General features: G+C 36.2%; 18 protein-coding genes. 12 read left to right on the top strand and 6 right to left on the bottom strand.

Going from position 1 to position 16,747, the window contains the following annotated elements; translation table 11 throughout:
• Nucleotides 1-6: 6 nt before the first annotated feature.
• The 7 genes from OK18_RS19960 (at nucleotide 7) to gcvP (ending at nucleotide 6,874) form a co-directional block, all read left to right on the top strand.
• Nucleotides 7-465: an SRPBCC family protein gene (locus OK18_RS19960; protein WP_050020390.1), complete on the top strand. Its 459-nt coding sequence runs from the start codon at nucleotides 7-9 to the stop codon at nucleotides 463-465.
• A 36-nt stretch (nucleotides 466-501) separates the two neighbouring features.
• Entirely contained in the window at nucleotides 502-960 is a 459-nt protein-coding gene (locus tag OK18_RS19955; protein ID WP_050020391.1) for a DoxX family protein, read from the top strand.
• A 328-nt stretch (nucleotides 961-1,288) separates the two neighbouring features.
• A complete protein-coding gene (locus tag OK18_RS19950) occupies nucleotides 1,289-1,843 on the top strand; it encodes an RNA polymerase sigma factor (protein ID WP_228377658.1) in 555 nt (184 codons plus the stop codon).
• 11 nt (nucleotides 1,844-1,854) lie between these two features.
• The gene (locus OK18_RS19945) at nucleotides 1,855-2,187 is read left to right on the top strand and encodes a hypothetical protein (protein ID WP_053329151.1); all 333 of its coding nucleotides are present in this window, start codon (nucleotides 1,855-1,857) and stop codon (nucleotides 2,185-2,187) included.
• Nucleotides 2,188-2,278: 91 nt separating this feature from the next.
• Nucleotides 2,279-2,536, top strand: coding sequence for a hypothetical protein (locus OK18_RS19940; protein WP_050020394.1), 258 nt, complete (start codon nucleotides 2,279-2,281; stop codon nucleotides 2,534-2,536).
• A 178-nt stretch (nucleotides 2,537-2,714) separates the two neighbouring features.
• Nucleotides 2,715-3,362 (top strand): J domain-containing protein, encoded by a 648-nt coding sequence (locus tag OK18_RS19935; RefSeq protein ID WP_050020395.1) that lies wholly within the window; start codon nucleotides 2,715-2,717, stop codon nucleotides 3,360-3,362.
• 653 nt (nucleotides 3,363-4,015) lie between these two features.
• Nucleotides 4,016-6,874 carry an aminomethyl-transferring glycine dehydrogenase gene (gene gcvP / locus OK18_RS19930; protein ID WP_053329150.1) on the top strand — a complete coding sequence of 953 codons (2,859 nt, stop codon included), beginning with the start codon at nucleotides 4,016-4,018 and terminating at the stop codon, nucleotides 6,872-6,874.
• A 73-nt stretch (nucleotides 6,875-6,947) separates the two neighbouring features.
• On the opposite strand, the gene OK18_RS21535 is transcribed toward gcvP, so the two are convergent.
• Both OK18_RS21535 and OK18_RS19925 read right to left on the bottom strand, forming a co-directional pair.
• Nucleotides 6,948-7,121 carry a hypothetical protein gene (locus tag OK18_RS21535; RefSeq protein ID WP_167336376.1) on the bottom strand — a complete coding sequence of 58 codons (174 nt, stop codon included), beginning with the start codon at nucleotides 7,119-7,121 and terminating at the stop codon, nucleotides 6,948-6,950.
• A 104-nt stretch (nucleotides 7,122-7,225) separates the two neighbouring features.
• Nucleotides 7,226-7,945 carry an AAA family ATPase gene (locus tag OK18_RS19925; RefSeq protein ID WP_053329149.1) on the bottom strand — a complete coding sequence of 240 codons (720 nt, stop codon included), beginning with the start codon at nucleotides 7,943-7,945 and terminating at the stop codon, nucleotides 7,226-7,228.
• Nucleotides 7,946-8,932: 987 nt separating this feature from the next.
• Here OK18_RS19925 and OK18_RS19920 point away from each other — a divergent pair.
• On the top strand, nucleotides 8,933-9,268 hold the full coding sequence (locus OK18_RS19920) for a DMT family transporter (protein ID WP_050020397.1): 336 nt from the start codon (nucleotides 8,933-8,935) through the stop codon (nucleotides 9,266-9,268).
• On the opposite strand, the gene OK18_RS19915 is transcribed toward OK18_RS19920, so the two are convergent.
• Entirely contained in the window at nucleotides 9,265-9,921 is a 657-nt protein-coding gene (locus OK18_RS19915; RefSeq protein ID WP_053329148.1) for a glycosyltransferase family 32 protein, read from the bottom strand. The two genes, OK18_RS19920 and OK18_RS19915, sit on opposite strands and share 4 nt — an antisense overlap.
• Before the next feature lie 260 nt (nucleotides 9,922-10,181).
• Nucleotides 10,182-10,631, bottom strand: coding sequence for a hypothetical protein (locus OK18_RS19910; protein WP_053329441.1), 450 nt, complete (start codon nucleotides 10,629-10,631; stop codon nucleotides 10,182-10,184).
• A 188-nt stretch (nucleotides 10,632-10,819) separates the two neighbouring features.
• On the opposite strand from OK18_RS19910, the gene OK18_RS19905 reads away from it, so the two are divergent.
• Nucleotides 10,820-11,896 (top strand): sensor histidine kinase, encoded by a 1,077-nt coding sequence (locus OK18_RS19905; RefSeq protein WP_053329147.1) that lies wholly within the window; start codon nucleotides 10,820-10,822, stop codon nucleotides 11,894-11,896.
• Entirely contained in the window at nucleotides 11,893-12,615 is a 723-nt protein-coding gene (locus OK18_RS19900; protein WP_053329146.1) for a LytR/AlgR family response regulator transcription factor, read from the top strand. Before OK18_RS19905 ends, OK18_RS19900 begins: the two co-directional genes overlap by 4 nt.
• 17 nt (nucleotides 12,616-12,632) lie before the next feature.
• Here the strand turns inward: OK18_RS19900 and OK18_RS19895 are convergent, their stop codons facing one another.
• The gene (locus OK18_RS19895; RefSeq protein WP_053329145.1) at nucleotides 12,633-13,367 is read right to left on the bottom strand and encodes a DNA-formamidopyrimidine glycosylase family protein; all 735 of its coding nucleotides are present in this window, start codon (nucleotides 13,365-13,367) and stop codon (nucleotides 12,633-12,635) included.
• Nucleotides 13,368-13,606: 239 nt separating this feature from the next.
• Between OK18_RS19895 and OK18_RS19890 the strand changes: the two genes are divergently transcribed.
• Both OK18_RS19890 and OK18_RS19885 read left to right on the top strand, forming a co-directional pair.
• Entirely contained in the window at nucleotides 13,607-14,962 is a 1,356-nt protein-coding gene (locus OK18_RS19890) for a deoxyguanosinetriphosphate triphosphohydrolase (protein WP_053329440.1), read from the top strand.
• Between the two features lie 113 nt (nucleotides 14,963-15,075).
• On the top strand, nucleotides 15,076-16,014 hold the full coding sequence (locus OK18_RS19885) for an SPFH domain-containing protein (protein WP_050020400.1): 939 nt from the start codon (nucleotides 15,076-15,078) through the stop codon (nucleotides 16,012-16,014).
• Between the two features lie 52 nt (nucleotides 16,015-16,066).
• Here the strand turns inward: OK18_RS19885 and OK18_RS20975 are convergent, their stop codons facing one another.
• On the bottom strand, nucleotides 16,067-16,681 hold the full coding sequence (locus OK18_RS20975; RefSeq protein ID WP_082129238.1) for a DUF4377 domain-containing protein: 615 nt from the start codon (nucleotides 16,679-16,681) through the stop codon (nucleotides 16,067-16,069).
• Between the last annotated feature and the right edge of the window lie 66 nt (nucleotides 16,682-16,747).

The following is a 16,747-nucleotide window of genomic DNA, read 5'->3' as shown; positions in this document are numbered from 1 at the left end:
AAAAATATGGAAACATTATCTTACGAAACAGTAATCAATGCTCCTAAGCAAAAGGTCTGGGACATTCTTTGGGGGCCGGAAACGTATACTGAATGGACAAAACATTTCGGAGCAGGTTCCGTCATGAAATCTGATTGGAAAGTAGGAGGAAAAACCTACTTTATGAATGCTCAGGGCGAGGGAATGGTATCTACTATAGACAGCCTTGATGAGCCCAACCAGATAGTTTTTAAACATTTGGGAATGGTAGACAAAGACGGTCATGAAGATACTCAAAGCAAGGAGGTTATGGAGTGGAGTGGTGCTTTTGAAAAGTATTTTTTGACCGATTTCGATGGAAAAACAAAACTTCATACTGAAGTTCAGGTTGATAAAGAATGGAAAGACCACATGGATACGGGTTTTACGAAAGGGTTGATGGTGGTGAAAAGCCTGGCGGAAGGAGTGAGCCTGGATGCGGTGTAATAACTCCTGATCTTTAAAAATATCTCCTGTTTACATATGAAATTATTAATCATTCTTTTTGCTACATTCATTCTGGCTTTGCTGGGAACAACAGTGTTTCATGGAAAGCCGGATTTTTTATTTTCAGGAAATCTGGGGATGGCTATCTTTATCATTTTTACCGGATTTTCCCATTTTAAATTTCAGAAAGGAATGGCAATGATGATTCCCGATTTTATTCCGGGTAAAATGTTCTGGGTGTATTGTACGGGATTTCTGGAAATAGCAGCGGGAATAGGGCTGATGATTCCGGCAATCCGGGAAATTACAGCTATTTTGCTTATTGTTTTTTATCTGTTGGTTTTTGTAGCCAATATCCACTCGTCCCGGAGAAATGTTAATATTTTCAAAGCAGATTATACGGGGCCGGGAATGAAATATCTTTACACTCAAAGAATTCCCATGCAGGTTATATTAATCGTATGGACCTGGTATTTTGGGATTTATTTACATTAAAGAATTACGTTTTGTCTGTTACAGTCACGCTGTTTTTATAAATAACGTGATAAACAGGCATTGCATGATTTTATAGTATCGTTTGCTTTTTACACGGCTTTTAACAATCCCGGATATTTCTATTATCAGATGATATTGGGATTTTTGTTTAAAGAGAAGTTTAAATCCATTTGCTTTAAAATTTCTACCTCAAACTGAGAAGTAATTTAATCAAAAAAATGCGATGGATAAAAGAAAACCGGATTATAAGAAAAATATTTTAAATTTATTAAAGTAAAACCAAAAGCATAACCGTCATGTCAATATGGAGGTTGTCGAAAAAATAACAATGCCACAGAAGGAGAAAGAAAGCATCATCTCACAAACCGTTTCCAACTACGGCGGGAAGCTGATGTCTTACATTCGTCCTAAAGTGAAAAACACGGAGGATGCAGAAGATATTCTGCAGGAAGTGTGGTATCAGTTCAGCAGTCTTACCAATCTCTCAGAGATTGTAAATATAGGAGGCTGGCTGTACAGGGTGACGGCAAATAAGATTACGGACCGTTACCGTAAAAAGAAAACAGAAAATCTTGAAGATTTTGTCTATGAAGACGAAGATGGTGATTTTTCCATCAAAGATATTCTATTGATGGATGAAAGCGCAGGTCCTGAAGTTAAGATGTTTCAGGATGAGATCTGGAAAAAACTGTTTGAAGCTCTTGATGAACTTCCCGAAAAACAAAGGCTGGTGTACGTAGAAAATGAACTGAACGACAAAACCCTCCAGGAAATAGCCGATGAACAGGGAGAAAATATTAAGACCATCATCAGCAGAAAAAATTATGCTGTGAAGCATTTAAGGAACAGATTGAGAAAGTTATATGAAGATTTAAAAAGTTAGAAAAAGAAAGTATGAATCATAAACACAAAAAAGGCTGGATTTTCTTATTGTTATGTCCACCATTGATCTTTGCCGCAGTTACATGGATTGTGATGTGGCTTTGGAATTGGCTTCTTCCTGAGATTTTAGGAGCTAAGGCTATTACATTCTGGCAGGCAATGGGGATTCTTGTTCTGAGTAAAATTCTTTTCGGAGGTTTCCATTTTGGAAAAGGAGTGAGGGATTTCAAAGAAAGAAAGATGAGACAAAAAATGGAGTCCTGGTCCCCTGAAGAAAGAGAAAAATTTAAAGAAGTCTGGAAAAACAAATGTTCCGGAGGGTTCTTCACCAGAAATAACGAATAATTTTAAAATTGTAAAGAAGTAGTAAAGTAAAATTAAAATTGATTCGTCTCTATAAAAAACAAGAAGTAGTAAAATTTAAAATTTTGAAAAAATGAAAAATTCAGCATTAAAAGGTGCTCTTGGAGCACTAGCCGTAGTAGGTGTAGCCTTCATTGCAAAAAAAGCAGCACAAAGAAAAAGATTTATCAAAGGTATTTTTGACGAATATGGAATTAAAGAAAGGTCCCCTTTCGGATTAGCCGATAAAATCAGAGAAATGAATGATGAAGAATATCAGGAACTGAAAGGGAAATTCAAAAAGGAATTCCATTCAGGATGTTGCAGGAAAGATAATACCTGTGAAGCATAAGAAGTAAAAACTCAATTGAAATTGTTAGTTCCGGCGCGGGAAGCAAAGCTTCCCGCGCCGGAATCTTTTTACCCTACGGCAAAGAAAGGATCTATACATTAATCCAATTAAAATCTGCATGTTTTTACCATAAACATCCGACGCAAAGAAAAATAAATCCTTATTTTTGTATTGTTCAATGAAAGATTACTATTATTTTCTCGGGATTTCTCAGGATGCTTCAGAAGAAGACATCAAAAAAGCTTATCGGAAGCTGTCTTTGAAATACCATCCCGATAAAAATGACAATGATGACTTTTTTGCAGACCGATTCCGTGAGATTCAGGAGGCGTATGAAACATTGAGTGATCCGGGCAGGAGGCATGCCTATGATCAGAATTTGGAAAACCATCAGCGAAGTTTCAGGTATAATATTCCACCTGCAATCAAAACTTTTACAGCGAATAAAATTCATGCGAAAAAAGGGGAGGAAATCATTATCAGCTGGCAGACAAGTAATGCTGATGTGGTGAAGGTTCTGCCTTTCGGATTGGAAAAGCCGTACGGAGAAAGGATCTTTAAGATTACAGAATTTAAGGATGGAAAATTCCAGCTTTTGCTTCATGCTACCAACTCGCTTTTACATAAAACAGTTGTTCAGGGAATTACCATTACAGAAGTTTTCGAAAATGACACCGAGAAATTCAAAAGTAACGTTGAGGACATGTTCAAGCCACAGCCCAGGACAGTTGTAAACCGGTCGGGTCAGCCTAAAATTGTAGTATTGTTTTGGGGACTTATTATATTGGCGTTAGCTATTTATTTTTTGCTAAAAACTTTTAGCTAGCTTAAGCCATTTTTTTTCTCCCCGGGCATTTTTTACATCTTTTGCCTTTCTTGAATTTTTTACAGCATGATTTCTTTTCGCAGAACATCTCTTCATTGTTGAATGAGTATACAGGGGCCAAAGGCGGAACTTTAAATGGGATAATCATATTCATGCTGCAAATATATTAATTTAGAATAAATATAATTAATAAAATTTCTTAAAATTCTTATAACCTGATGAATAGCAGTATATGTATTGTTTTATATTCCTGAAAATTAAATGAGCTGGACCTAAGTAGAGTTCTCCGGGTTGTAAAAGTTTTTTTTCATAATAGGCTTCCCGTTCTTGTAAGGATAAATTTCTTTCTGAGGGCTTATTAAGCAAAATTGTTAAATCATTTACATAATTAATCAATTCAGTTTTTTACATGGTTTTAATAAATAGTTTAATGTTTATTTAATAACTGTTTTTTAATATTGTTATCTATTATTTATAAAATCAATGTAATTGTTGTGTAAAATGAATAGATGCTGCTATTCCCGGCTAAAAGTGAATTACATTGCCGCAGTAATGATTTTCTTTAAATAATCAGGCATTTCAGGCTATTGTACAATCGTGCAAAAAAGTGTAATTTTAGCCATCTTTTTTACAAACAAAATCTAATAAAAAAAATGAATACAGAACAGTTTGTGAGCCGTCACATTTCCCTTAATGAAGCCGATAAACAGGCGATGTTGGAAAAACTTGGCGTTTCTAGTATTGAAGAGTTAATTTCTCAGACCATCCCTTCTTCTATCCGTTTAGAAAAAGATCTTGAGATCTCTGAACCCCTTTCGGAATATGAAATGTTGAATCACTCGAAAGAGTTGGCCTCAAAAAATGTTGATTATACGAGTTATATCGGGTTCGGGTACCATAATACACTTTTACCATCAGCAATTCAAAGAAATATTTTTGAAAACCCAAGCTGGTATACAGCGTATACGCCTTATCAGGCGGAAATTGCGCAGGGAAGACTAGAGGCTCTTCTTAATTTCCAGACTGTTGTATGTGATCTTACAGGCTTTGCCCTGGCAAATGCATCGCTATTGGATGAATCTACTGCAGCTGCAGAAGCTATGCATATGTTCTTCAACAACAGAACTAAAGATCAGAAAAAAGCAGGGGCTAATAAATTCTTTATTTCTGATTTAGTATTGCCTCAAACGATTTCTGTATTAAAAACAAAAGCGGAAGGTTTGGCCATTGAAGTAGTAATTGGTGATCATAAAACCCATCAGTTGGATGCTTCTTATTATGGAGTACTGTTACAATATCCGGGGAAAAACGGAATTGTATTGGATTATACTGAAGACATTGCAGAATATAAAAAACTTGATCTTCAGGTAGCAGTAGCTTGTGATCCTATGGCATTGGTAAAACTGAAGTCTCCTGCTGAAATGGGAGCCGACTGTGCTGTGGGGACAACACAAAGATTCGGAATTCCATTGGGATATGGAGGACCTCACGCGGCATTCTTTGCTTGTAGAGAAGATTATAAAAGGGATATTCCGGGAAGAATTATCGGGGTGTCTCAGGATATGTACGGAAAACGTGCATTGAGAATGGCTTTACAAACCAGGGAACAACATATTAAAAGAGAAAAAGCAACTTCCAATATTTGTACTGCACAGGTTCTCTTGGCGGTAATGGCGGGTATGTATGCTGTTTATCACGGTCCGAAAGGATTAAACTATATCGCAGATCAGATCCACTTTAAAGCCAATGCTTTAAAAAATGGACTGAAAGCTTTAGGATATCAGACTGCAGAAGAGCCTATTTTCGATACAGTGAAAATTATAATGGCCGAAGATGAAAAAGGAAGATTGATGAGAATGATGCAGGATCACAGAATCAATCTGAACTATTTCACAGAAGGAGTGGTAAGCATTGCGATCAATGAAAGTACAACATTGGAGAAATTGAATTATCTGATGACTTCTTTCGCACAATTTAAAGATAAGCAAAGCTTCAAATTAGAAATAAAAGAAGGATATAGCATCCCTGAAGAAAACCTGAGAAAAGACGAAATTCTTACAGAAGAAGTATTCAATAAATACCATACTGAAACAGAATTAATGCGTTATATCAAACGTCTTGAAAGAAAAGACCTGTCATTGACGCACTCGATGATTTCTTTAGGATCCTGTACGATGAAACTGAATGCAGCTACTGAAATGTTACCTTTGTCATGGGCAGATTGGGGTAGCGTACACCCGTTTGTACCGGTTGATCAGGCAGGCGGTTACCAGCAGATGATCGCTGAGCTTGAAAAAGACCTTGCTGAGATTACAGGCTTTGCAGGAACTTCTTTACAGCCTAATTCAGGGGCTCAGGGAGAATACGCAGGATTGATGGTAATCAGGGAATATCATATTTCAAGAGGTGACCACCACAGAAATGTAGTATTGATTCCTCAGTCAGCTCACGGAACAAACCCGGCTTCTGCAGCAATGGCAGGAATGAAGATTGTGGTAGTGAAAAATCTTGAAAACGGAGAAATCGACTTCGAAGATCTTAAAGCTAAGACAGAACAGCATTCAGAGAACTTATCGGCTGTAATGATCACTTACCCGTCTACTTATGGATTCTTTGATGCCAATATTAAAGAAATTACCAACCTGATTCACGAGCATGGAGGACAGGTATACATGGATGGTGCCAACATGAACGCTCAGGTAGGATTTACAAGTCCGGGAAATATCGGAGCAGACGTTTGTCACCTGAATCTTCACAAAACTTTCGCCATTCCTCATGGAGGAGGAGGTCCTGGTGTAGGTCCTATCTGTGTTGCCAAACATTTGGTTCCTTTCCTTCCTTCCAATGCGAATATCAGAATCGGAGCTAAAGAAGCTATTGACGGTATCTCTGCAGCCCCTTACGGCTCAGGTCTTATTCTTAATATTTCTTATGCCTATATTAAAATGTTAGGAGCAGAAGGCCTTAAAAAGGCTACAGGGCACGCTATTCTGAATGCCAATTATCTGAAAGAAATATTATCCGAACACTTCCCGATTTTATATTCAAATGAAAATGGAAGAGTAGCTCACGAATGTATCGTAGATTTCCGCCAGTTCAAGTCTTTAGGAATTGAAGTAGCGGATGTAGCGAAGAGATTGATGGATTATGGTTTCCATGCTCCTACAGTTTCCTTCCCGGTTGCAGGAACATTGATGATTGAGCCTACAGAATCTGAAAGTAAAGCTGAAATCGACCGTTTCGCAGAAGCGTTAATTTCTATCAAAAAAGAAATTGATGAAATTGCAAACGGAGAGGCAGATGCAACAAACAACGTATTGAAAAATGCCCCTCATACCGAGCAAATGGTTATCTCTGATTCCTGGGATAAACCATACAGCAGAGAAAAAGCAGCGTATCCGCTGGAGTGGGTAAGAGACCACAAATTCTTTGCTTCCGTATCCAGGGTAGATGAAGCTTACGGAGACAGAAACTTAGTATGTACTTGTGAGCCGATTGAAGCTTATATGTAATCAATACTGAATCAATAACAAATAACGAGGCTGCCTTTAAGGCAGCCTCGTTTTATTTTAGTAATTCTCTTAGTTATCTCCTTTTGTAGGTGTAGGCAATCAGGATGGCTACTCCCATAGTAAGTACGGTTATCATTGAAATTGTTTCAATTGAGATTCCACTTTTCATCTGTGTGTTTTCTTTTTCACATGAGTAAAAGAATAATACTGTCATCAGAAGACAGCCCGATAGTAGTTTTTTAATCATAAATGTATTGGTTTGGTTATTAATTTTTTATGATCAAAAAGTATACCGGATTTGTAGACTAGTAGAATGCAGTTTTTATAGAGAAAAATAATTAACCGGATTCTTTATGAGGAAATAATTTTTTTAGCTTCTAATTTTTTGATTAAAGCAGCTTTTACAGCCGTAAGGGCATGATCTTTAGCTTCAGCAAAAGAAATGGCATATTTCCTTTCTATAGTCGTCATCTCTGCCGGGAACTGACTCAGCAGCTGATCGTAAAAAGCATCCAGGAATTCAGAAGAAGGCATTTCATAATTAATTTTTAATTGAAAACGCCTCAGGATAGCTGTATCAATAATCTCAGGATGATTGGTGGCACATAATAAAAGCGCATTTTCCGGATAGTAGTCAATCAACTGAATTAATGTATTCACAAGCCTTCTCATTTCGCCTACATCCTTATCGTCACTGCCTCTTGCTTTTCCAATCTGATCCAGTTCATCAAGAAAAAGAACGGATCTTTCCCTTGCGGCTTTATCAAATATCATTTTAATATTCTGGGAAGTTTCTCCGATACGTGATGAAACAATATTGCTCAGGTTTAAAATAATGATATTCTTGCCTAATGCATGGGCCAGCGCTTTAGCAGTCATGGTTTTTCCACATCCCGAGCTGCCCTTGAGGAGAATCTTATTATTTACCGGAAGACCATATTCCTGAAGTTCCTTAATGTAAGTGTGCTCTTTGATCAGCTGTACAAGGATTTCTTTGTTTCCTTCATTAAGGAACACATCATTGAAGTTGATCTGTTCTTTGTCCTGGATAATAAGATTATAAAGATTCATGATAATAATTCAAATAAGATTCTAGCAATCGCAAAGATAAGGCATTATAAAGTTTTGTCAGATATCCTGAAAATAATAAGCCGATAGATAGGCTGGGAAGATGTGATGAATAAATTGTAAATGTATCAATAAGGATGAGAGTCCCGCTCAAATTTAAGATCCTTGATTCACCTTCAGTTCCTTATATTATTGTAAAAGAAAAACCGGACATAAGCCCGGTTTTCCTTTTGGATATTAAAATTTGTTATGAAACTAAGATCTTTTTGTTATGTTTTTGGGCCCTTTTACCCAGCGAGTAAAAGAGCGGATCTGAAATTCAGACTAAAAACATAAACAATATAATTAGTATAGATTTTCTATAGGCTGTCTTGTTATAAGAATTAGTTTCTTTCTCTTTTTGCTGTCATGAAATATGAAGTAAACACTACTACGCAAGTTGCAATACCGATGTAAGTTATCATTTTGTATTATTTTTAATTATTTGACTTTTTTTTATCAATTTTTCAATTGCAATATTACAGTTTTCAAATCACGTGCCAAAGTAAAATACTATGATGTATATCAGTATGTTATAGGTGTTATATGTAACATATAAGTAGTTTTTTGTTTACGATTTATTAATATATTATTGTGAATTTATTGATAATTTTATTATTCTATGTGTAAAAAAATGTAAAAATATTAACTGTTTTTCTGCTTCTATATTGGACTTGATAAAACAAAGAATAAATAATGCTTTGCATAACATTGTTTTTTATACTATTTCTTACATAAAATTTTAGTCAGAATCATTCTTTATGTTAATGAAATTTATTTTTAACGGTATTTTTTATGCTGGAATTTTTGTCAGCTATCCTGTTTTTGTGACATTGATGATGTTATGATGTCACAGACCAGAGACGATAAGATCTTGGTCAAATGAACCCTTTTGGAATTCCTTTGGAAATACGAAATCAGTTTTATTATTTTTGCATAAAGAATGATCGTATGGGACGCAGTTATATTTTTCTTGCTTTGGCAATTGTATTCGAAATTATAGCCACTTCTTTCCTGAAGAAATCAGAAGAATTTTCAAAATTGCTACCCTCCGTTGTTACCATTGCAGGGTACGCCTGTGCTTTTTATTTCTTAAGTCTGACGCTTCGCCAGATTCCGGTGGGAATTACCTATGCAATTTGGTCGGGAGTAGGAATTGTATTTATTACCGTGATTGGAGTCATCGCTTTTAAGCAGGTTCCGGATCTGCCTGCTATTATCGGTATTGCCCTGATTGTCCTTGGGGTGATTATTATTAATGTGTTTTCAAAGATGGGAACCCATTAAGCAATAATATCCTGTTTCATTTGCAGCTTTTTCCAGTGTAATGATTTGCTTTTGTATAAAAAGAATTTTCCCAGCTTATATTTGAATTGTAAATAGCCTCGAAATTCGATACCCTCAAATAAAGTATAGGGAATGTCGGGATGTTCTTGTAAAGCTTGTCTGATCCCTTCACTGAATACGGTGGGGCCTGTAGTGGCATGGATATTATTCGGATAACGGTGGTTTTGTATATTATCAAGCATCAGTTCCAGGGTATATTTCAAAAAAGGATGGTTTTTATTAAAAATGAGCCCCCATTGTACATATAAATTTTCGTGTCTTTCCGCACTGATCACGGCTTCATCGTCTTCTTTAATAAGCTGTCTCAGCGGTTTGGTTATTGCACTGTCTATATCCAGGTATACCCCTCCCTTTTTATAGAGGATAGCATATCTGAAGAAATCAGCTTTGGCGGCTCCAATGGTTAGTTTCCGGTAGCTTTCAATGTATTCAGGAGGAAATTCTTCAGTGATAAATTTTTCAATATCATGATCGTCATAGAAAAAATAGCGGTATTCCGGATTTCTCCTTTTTATATTCCAGATGTGAAATCTTGTAATCAAAGGTAGTTTTTTTGTTTTAAAAGTCTGAAATATCTGTTTCGGTATAGCCATATTCTTTCGTTTTAATGATACATGTTTATCCACCCACTAAATTTTATAGCAGGGAATAATATTTTTTAATAAAAAGAGGGGAACAATGTTACGTTACCGAATAATGTATTCGATGTAGAACTAGTCTTTTGATTATATTTTCAAAGAATGGTTAAATACGTTTGGGTAGAAATTTTAATTTTTTTTTAATTTCGTACAGAATATATATTGTTTAAAAAAATATATCTTATAAAATTTTAATGGGTTGTCAATAAGCATTTCTAATCGTTATTTTGTGAGGTTACAGTGAATGATTGAATGACCGACTGGAAAAAATTGAAAAGGAATATTTTATCATAGAATATATCCAGACCATTTTCAATAATACAATCAAGATGATGAGCGGTATCGGTAACAGCTCCTTCTTCTACAAATACAAACCAAAGCTCTGAAAGCCCGTTTCTTTTTTTAAACTCTTCAGAAGCATTACAGTCCGGCAATGTGCAATGGTTCCTGTCATAAAACAAAATGCCCTTTGTACTTCCGTTATGCTTTATAATGTTAATAGGATGGTGGATGTAGCTGAGGATCTCTATTGTGGAATCAAAACACTCAATAAAATGATGAAGATCGATAAGTTGTATTACTTTTTCTTCCTGTTGCGATTCTGTCATAAAAAAACATTCCGAAGTTATTTCCTGAGTTAATTCCTGAAAAACGGCTAATTCCATATGCATCAATTATACAGCGCAAAGAAAGCCAGAATAACAGTGATGAAATTTATTTTTATACAAAACGGCGGTTATTTTATACGAAATCCGGATCTATAATTGGTATAATAAAATAAGGATTTTGTATAATAGTATAGATCTGAGCAACGGTATTACCTATTTTTGTAACACTAAAGAATCTGAGCCGTATGAATTTCAGCCCATGGAAGTTTAAGGAAACACTTGTAATGGACTTTCTGATAGAAAGCCGCTACAAAACCCGCAGGCATCTGCTATTCCTTATTTTCTTTTTTTTCCTGTTGTATAGTGCCAGGTTTTGGCATTCCTATTCCGGGGTATATCAATACTATGTCCTGTTTTTCGTATATGCTATACTCATTGCTATGGTTTATATTAATATTTATATTCTGGTCCCACGGTTCTTTTTTAAGACACAATATGTTACCTATCTTGTAGTACTGGTGCTTATGGGGGTAATAGGACTTAATATCATCGGATATGGTTTTAAATGTATTTTTGCCGATTTCAGGATTGGAAATACCCATAGGGCAAACGAAAAGGGGGGAATCTATGAAGGCGTGCTGATGTGTATTCCAATTATTTTAACTACAACAACTGTGAAGCTTTTACAGAAATGGATCAGTGATAATAAACGGATCAATGAGCTGAGTAATCTCACCCTGAATATGGAGTTGAATGAGCTTAGAAACCAGATCAATCCTCATTTCCTGTTTAATATGCTGAATAATGTGAAGGCACTTATCAGAACAGATCCTGATAAAGCCTCTGTGGTAATTGTCAAGCTTTCAGAGTTTCTCAGATACCAGCTTTATGAGAATAGCGAAGAAAAAACCTTGCTGACTTCAGAAATCGATTTTCTCTCTAATTTTTTGAACCTTGAAAAAATAAGGCGTGAGAATTTTAATTTTTATATTCATACGGAAGCAGATAAAAGAACCATCAACGGAATCTTTGTCCCCCCGAATTTATTTACCACCTTTGTTGAAAATGCGGTGAAACATAGTGTGGATATCAGTGGGAAAGAATCTTATGTACGGATTCTGATAAAAGTTGAAGGAAAAGAGCTTAGTTTTACCTGTATCAACTCCAGGAACCCGGATTATTCCGTTTCAGATAAAAAGAACAGCGGGCTGGGACTGGCCAATATTAAAAGAAGGCTTGAACTTCTTTATAACGATGAATTTGAGTTGAATATCATTTCAGAGAATAAAGAATTTTCTGTTATTTTAAAAATTGCGGTATGAATTGTATTATTATAGATGATGAGCCTCTGGCAAGAGCGGAAATGCGATCATTGATCCATGAAACCTCAAAAATTGATATCCTTGGTGAATTTTCCAATGCGCCTTCAGCACTGGAATTTCTCAAAGATAACGATGCGGATCTTATTTTCCTGGATATTGAAATGCCTTTAGTGACAGGCCTGGAATTTGCAGAAATGTTACCTAAAAAATCATTAATCATTTTTACAACTGCCTATGCCCAATATGCGCTGAAAAGTTATGAACTGGAAGCGGTAGATTATCTGCTGAAGCCTATCGATCCTCAAAGGCTGGAAAAAGCTATTGATAAAGCAGTATTGTATACGGAACTTTTGTCCAGGGATACCGTAAAGAGCACGGTAGAGTCAAATACAAAAGATTTTTTATTTATCAAAGCAGAGCGGAGATTTTATAAAATCAGTTTTTCAGAGATTAAATTTATTGAAGGACTGAAAGATTATGTTGTGATCCACACTAAACAACAAAAACTGATCACAGCAATGAATCTGAAAACCATTCATCAGAAGATTTCAGGAGAAACTTTTTTAAGAGTCAGTAAATCTTTTGTAGTGAATACAGATTATATTGATTCATTTGACAACCACAGTATTTATATTGATGAATCGGAAATTCCTCTCGGGGAAGTCTACAGGTCAGATTTTTTCACAAGATTTGCGGGGGGACTTCTTAATTCAGACTGATCAAAATGTTCTTTATATTAATACAGTTCCTGATCCTGCTCACAATAGAAACTTCTCCTTTTTCCTTTACCGGTTTGCTTTTTAATAAGCTTCTGACCACACGTCGGACATATGGATTTTGTATGAACAAGCCAATGTTTTTTTAGCGTAAATTCCCTCTTCCATTCCAGGAAATCAAAACTGTAATTTCTGGATTCGGCAATAAGTTCTTTTCTTTTTTGAGCAGGAAGATTACCGACCAGGCTTTCAGGCTGCACTCCGATTCTGAAAAGCACTTCATTTTTAATAATATTTCCGACACCTGAAAAAATATCCTGGTTCATCAAAGCATCACAAACCATCATTTCAGGATTGGCCTTCAATTTTTTTTCTGCCTTTGAAGGATCCCACCGATCGCTCATCACATCAGCTTCCCAGTCGATTTCAGATAAATATTCAGTTCCAACAGCTTTTACAGAACACGTGTAAAAATACATTCCACCTGCAGGAAAAATGAGGGCTAACCGCAAACTCTGATCCGGCTTTGTCTGTTCATCAATACTGTAAGAACCAAACATTAATAGATGAATACGAATCGCAGCTTTTTCAAAAACCAGATAAGTTTGCTTTCCGAATGTACGGATTTCCATAAGAGTCTGACCAAGAAACGGATCTTTGTCAAATTTAGCATTGCCCGAAGCTTCTGTTACTTGTTTTCCAACAAAAGGCTGCAGGCTTTCTTTCATTAAAATTATTGAGGGACCTTCAGGCATAGCATTACTATTTAAGAAGGAAAGTCCAAATATTATTCCGTAAAAGCATATAGTAAATTAAAGTGAGTGGATTACTACTTTTGTTCTGTTTTTAGAATCACCTTTTTCATCTTTTGAGAAATATAGATGACTTTTGCTGAATGCCGAAAGAAATAATCCGCCTTTTAAATGATGATTCTGTGTAATAAAATTTAAATAGTATTCCGTAAAACTAAAATTTGAAGTAATTTTGAAAAATGATGAATTTAAACCAGATTTTCACCAATCAGCGTACAGGAAACAATCCACATACCAAAGCTTCGAGAACTGATTTTCAGAGGGATTTTGATAGAATTATTTTTTCTTCAGCCTTCAGGAGGCTGCAAAATAAAACCCAGGTTTTTCCGCTTCCCGGAAGTGTATTTGTTCATAACAGGCTGACACATTCTTTGGAAGTATCGTCGGTAGGGCGAAGCTTAGGAAGTATTATCGGTGAATTTATTGCTGAAGATTTTAAAAACGAGCTTACAGAAGAATCCAGAAATTTTTACTTATATAATTTAGGAAATGTTATTGCTGCAGCGTGCTTATGCCATGATGTGGGAAATCCGGCTTTCGGGCATTCCGGTGAAGATGCTATTGCCAGTTATTTTGAAAGAAACGAAAAAGACCTGAAAGCTAAATTCAATGAAAAGGAATGGGCAGATCTGGTTAATTTTGAGGGAAATGCAAATGCAATCCGGGTATTGGCACAACAGCAGCAGGGAAAAGATGCAGGTGGCATTCAGTTGACCTTTTCTACACTGGCCAGCATTGCAAAATATCCGTGTGAAGCCGTAGCCAAGAAAAAAGGAATTATTCACAGGAAAAAGTTCGGTTTTTTTCAGAATGAAAAAGATATTTTCCTTGAGATAGCCCAGGGAACACAGCTTATTGCAGAAAATGAAGAACCTTATATCTTCAAAAGGCATCCTTTTGTATGGCTGGTGGAAGCAGCCGATGATATCTGCTATAATATTATCGATATGGAAGATGCCCACAGACTGGGAATTGTATCAACTTCCGACTGTGAAAACCTGTTTTTCGAATTGGTAAAATCTGAAAGTAATGATATCGACAGGGTAAAAAACAAACTGGCTTCCATCTCCAATGAAAATGAAAAGATTTCTTACCTGAGAGCAAAGGCTATCAATGCCCTCATCAATAAATCTCTGGAAATTTATAAGCAGAATTTTGAAACCATTCTCCAGGGGAATCTTGATATGGCTCTTCTGGACAGTTATAAATCTGAAAACAGGGCATTACAGGATATTGAATCCTTTTCTATTGAAAAAATCTACAATCACAAAGCAGTGGTAGAAATTGAAAATGCAGGATATAACGTAATGTATGAATTACTGGACCATTTTATTCCTTCTATTCTAAAACCTGAAGACGAAAGAAAATCTTATGATAAAAAAGCACTGAAACTTTTACCAAGACAATTTGTTTATGAAAATGGAACAGATTATCAAAAAGTACTTGGTATCATTGATTTTGTTTCCGGAATGACGGATAATTATGCAACAGATCTGTATAGAAAGATCAAAGGAATAGATATCGGAATGACAGTTTAGTTTGAAAATAAGTAGTATATTTATAAAAACGGTTTATAGCTTGGCTAATGCTGAAACTTAAAAAGTTTTAACAAAAGCCGGCTTATTACTACTTATTATTAAAAACTGAAACTATGGGGATTTTTCTAGCGCCCGTTATTGTCTTTGGGCTTATTATTTTATTTGCTTCGTTTTTTGTGGTGAAACAGGAAACAGCAGCCATTATTGAACGCTTTGGTAAATTCCAGGCGGTGAAACATTCCGGACTTCACCTGAAGCTTCCGATTATCGATCAGATTGCCAAAAGGCTCAATCTTAGAATTCAACAGCTTGATGTAATGATCGATACCAAAACCCTGGATAATGTATTTATCAAAATGAAGATTTCTGTACAGTACCAGGTGATCAGAAATCAGGTAGGGGATGCCTATTATCGCCTGGAGAATCCGGAAAATCAGATTACATCTTTTGTTTTTGATGTGGTACGTGCTGAAGTGCCGAAGCTGAAACTGGACGATGTTTTTGTGAGAAAAGACGACATTGCTGTAGCTGTAAAAAGCGAATTGCAGGAAGCGATGAACAGCTACGGGTATGATATTATCAAAGCACTGGTGACGGATATTGATCCGGACGAACAGGTAAAGCATGCCATGAACAGGATTAATGCAGCGGAAAGAGAAAAAACAGCAGCTGAATATGAATCCGAAGCGCAAAGAATCAGAATTGTAGCGGTAGCAAAAGCTGAAGCAGAGTCTAAAAAGCTACAGGGTCAGGGGATTGCCGATCAAAGAAGAGAAATTGCCAAGGGCCTTGAAGAATCGGTAAGAATGCTGAACAATGTAGATATTAATTCTCATGAAGCTTCTGCGCTTATCGTAGTGACCCAGCATTATGATACATTACATTCTGTAGGTGCCAGTAACAGGAGTAATCTGGTTTTACTGCCTAACTCACCTACAGCAGCCAGCAATATGCTCAATGATCTGGTTGTTGCCATGACTACGGCAAACACAGTAGGCGAAGTAAGTAAAGGAAAATATCCGGACCCGCCTAAAAAAGAAACTGATTTTTAAAGTGATCCTTATTGAAATAAAAAGCTCCCGAATTTTTTGGGAGCTTTTATTGTTATTTCTTTGTTTTAGAAACCTGTTCTGTTAATATATATTTAATGGAAGAGGCATCTGCGGGAGGGTTCGCTATTTTTTCAGTTTTTACCTTCAAAACATATTCATATCCCGGTTCATAGGTAAATCCTTCGATATTGCTATAGAAATTCGTCCAGTTTTCAGAAGCATTTTCTTTTACCTGCAGGCATTTCATGCGGCCTGCCCCTGCAGAACAGTCTGCAGTTTGTGCCCCTACGATAAGTGTTTTTTCGTTGGCATCAGCCGTTTCTTTTTTAGTTTTGGAAACCTGTTTTACCAAAGTATATTTAATGGAAGATCCGTCAGCCGGAGGATTGGCGATTTTCTCAGTTTTTACTTTCAAAACATATTCATATCCCGGTTCATAGGTAAATCCTTCGATATTGGTGTAAAGGTTGGTCCAGTTTTCGGAAGCTTTTTCTTTTACCTGCAGACATTTCATAGGAGCTACCCCTGTACAGTCTGCGGTTTGTGGTCCTACAATGAAAGTTTTTTCATCAGCTGGGGAACCTCCCGGAATGGTTGTACATTGTGTCATTGCGAATAATGCTAATGCGGGAGCTGTCCCTTTTAGAATTGTTGCTATACTTTTCATAAACTTGATTTTAGCGCATACCTCGCAATTACCATGCCGAAATCTGTTTCTTCAATTGTCACAGTT

Origin of the sequence: Chryseobacterium gallinarum (genome assembly GCF_001021975.1) — a bacterium.
GTDB lineage: Bacteria > Bacteroidota > Bacteroidia > Flavobacteriales > Weeksellaceae > Chryseobacterium > Chryseobacterium gallinarum.
The sequence above is the reverse complement of the archived record's forward strand: the minus strand, read 5'-3'. Positions and strand labels throughout refer to the sequence as shown.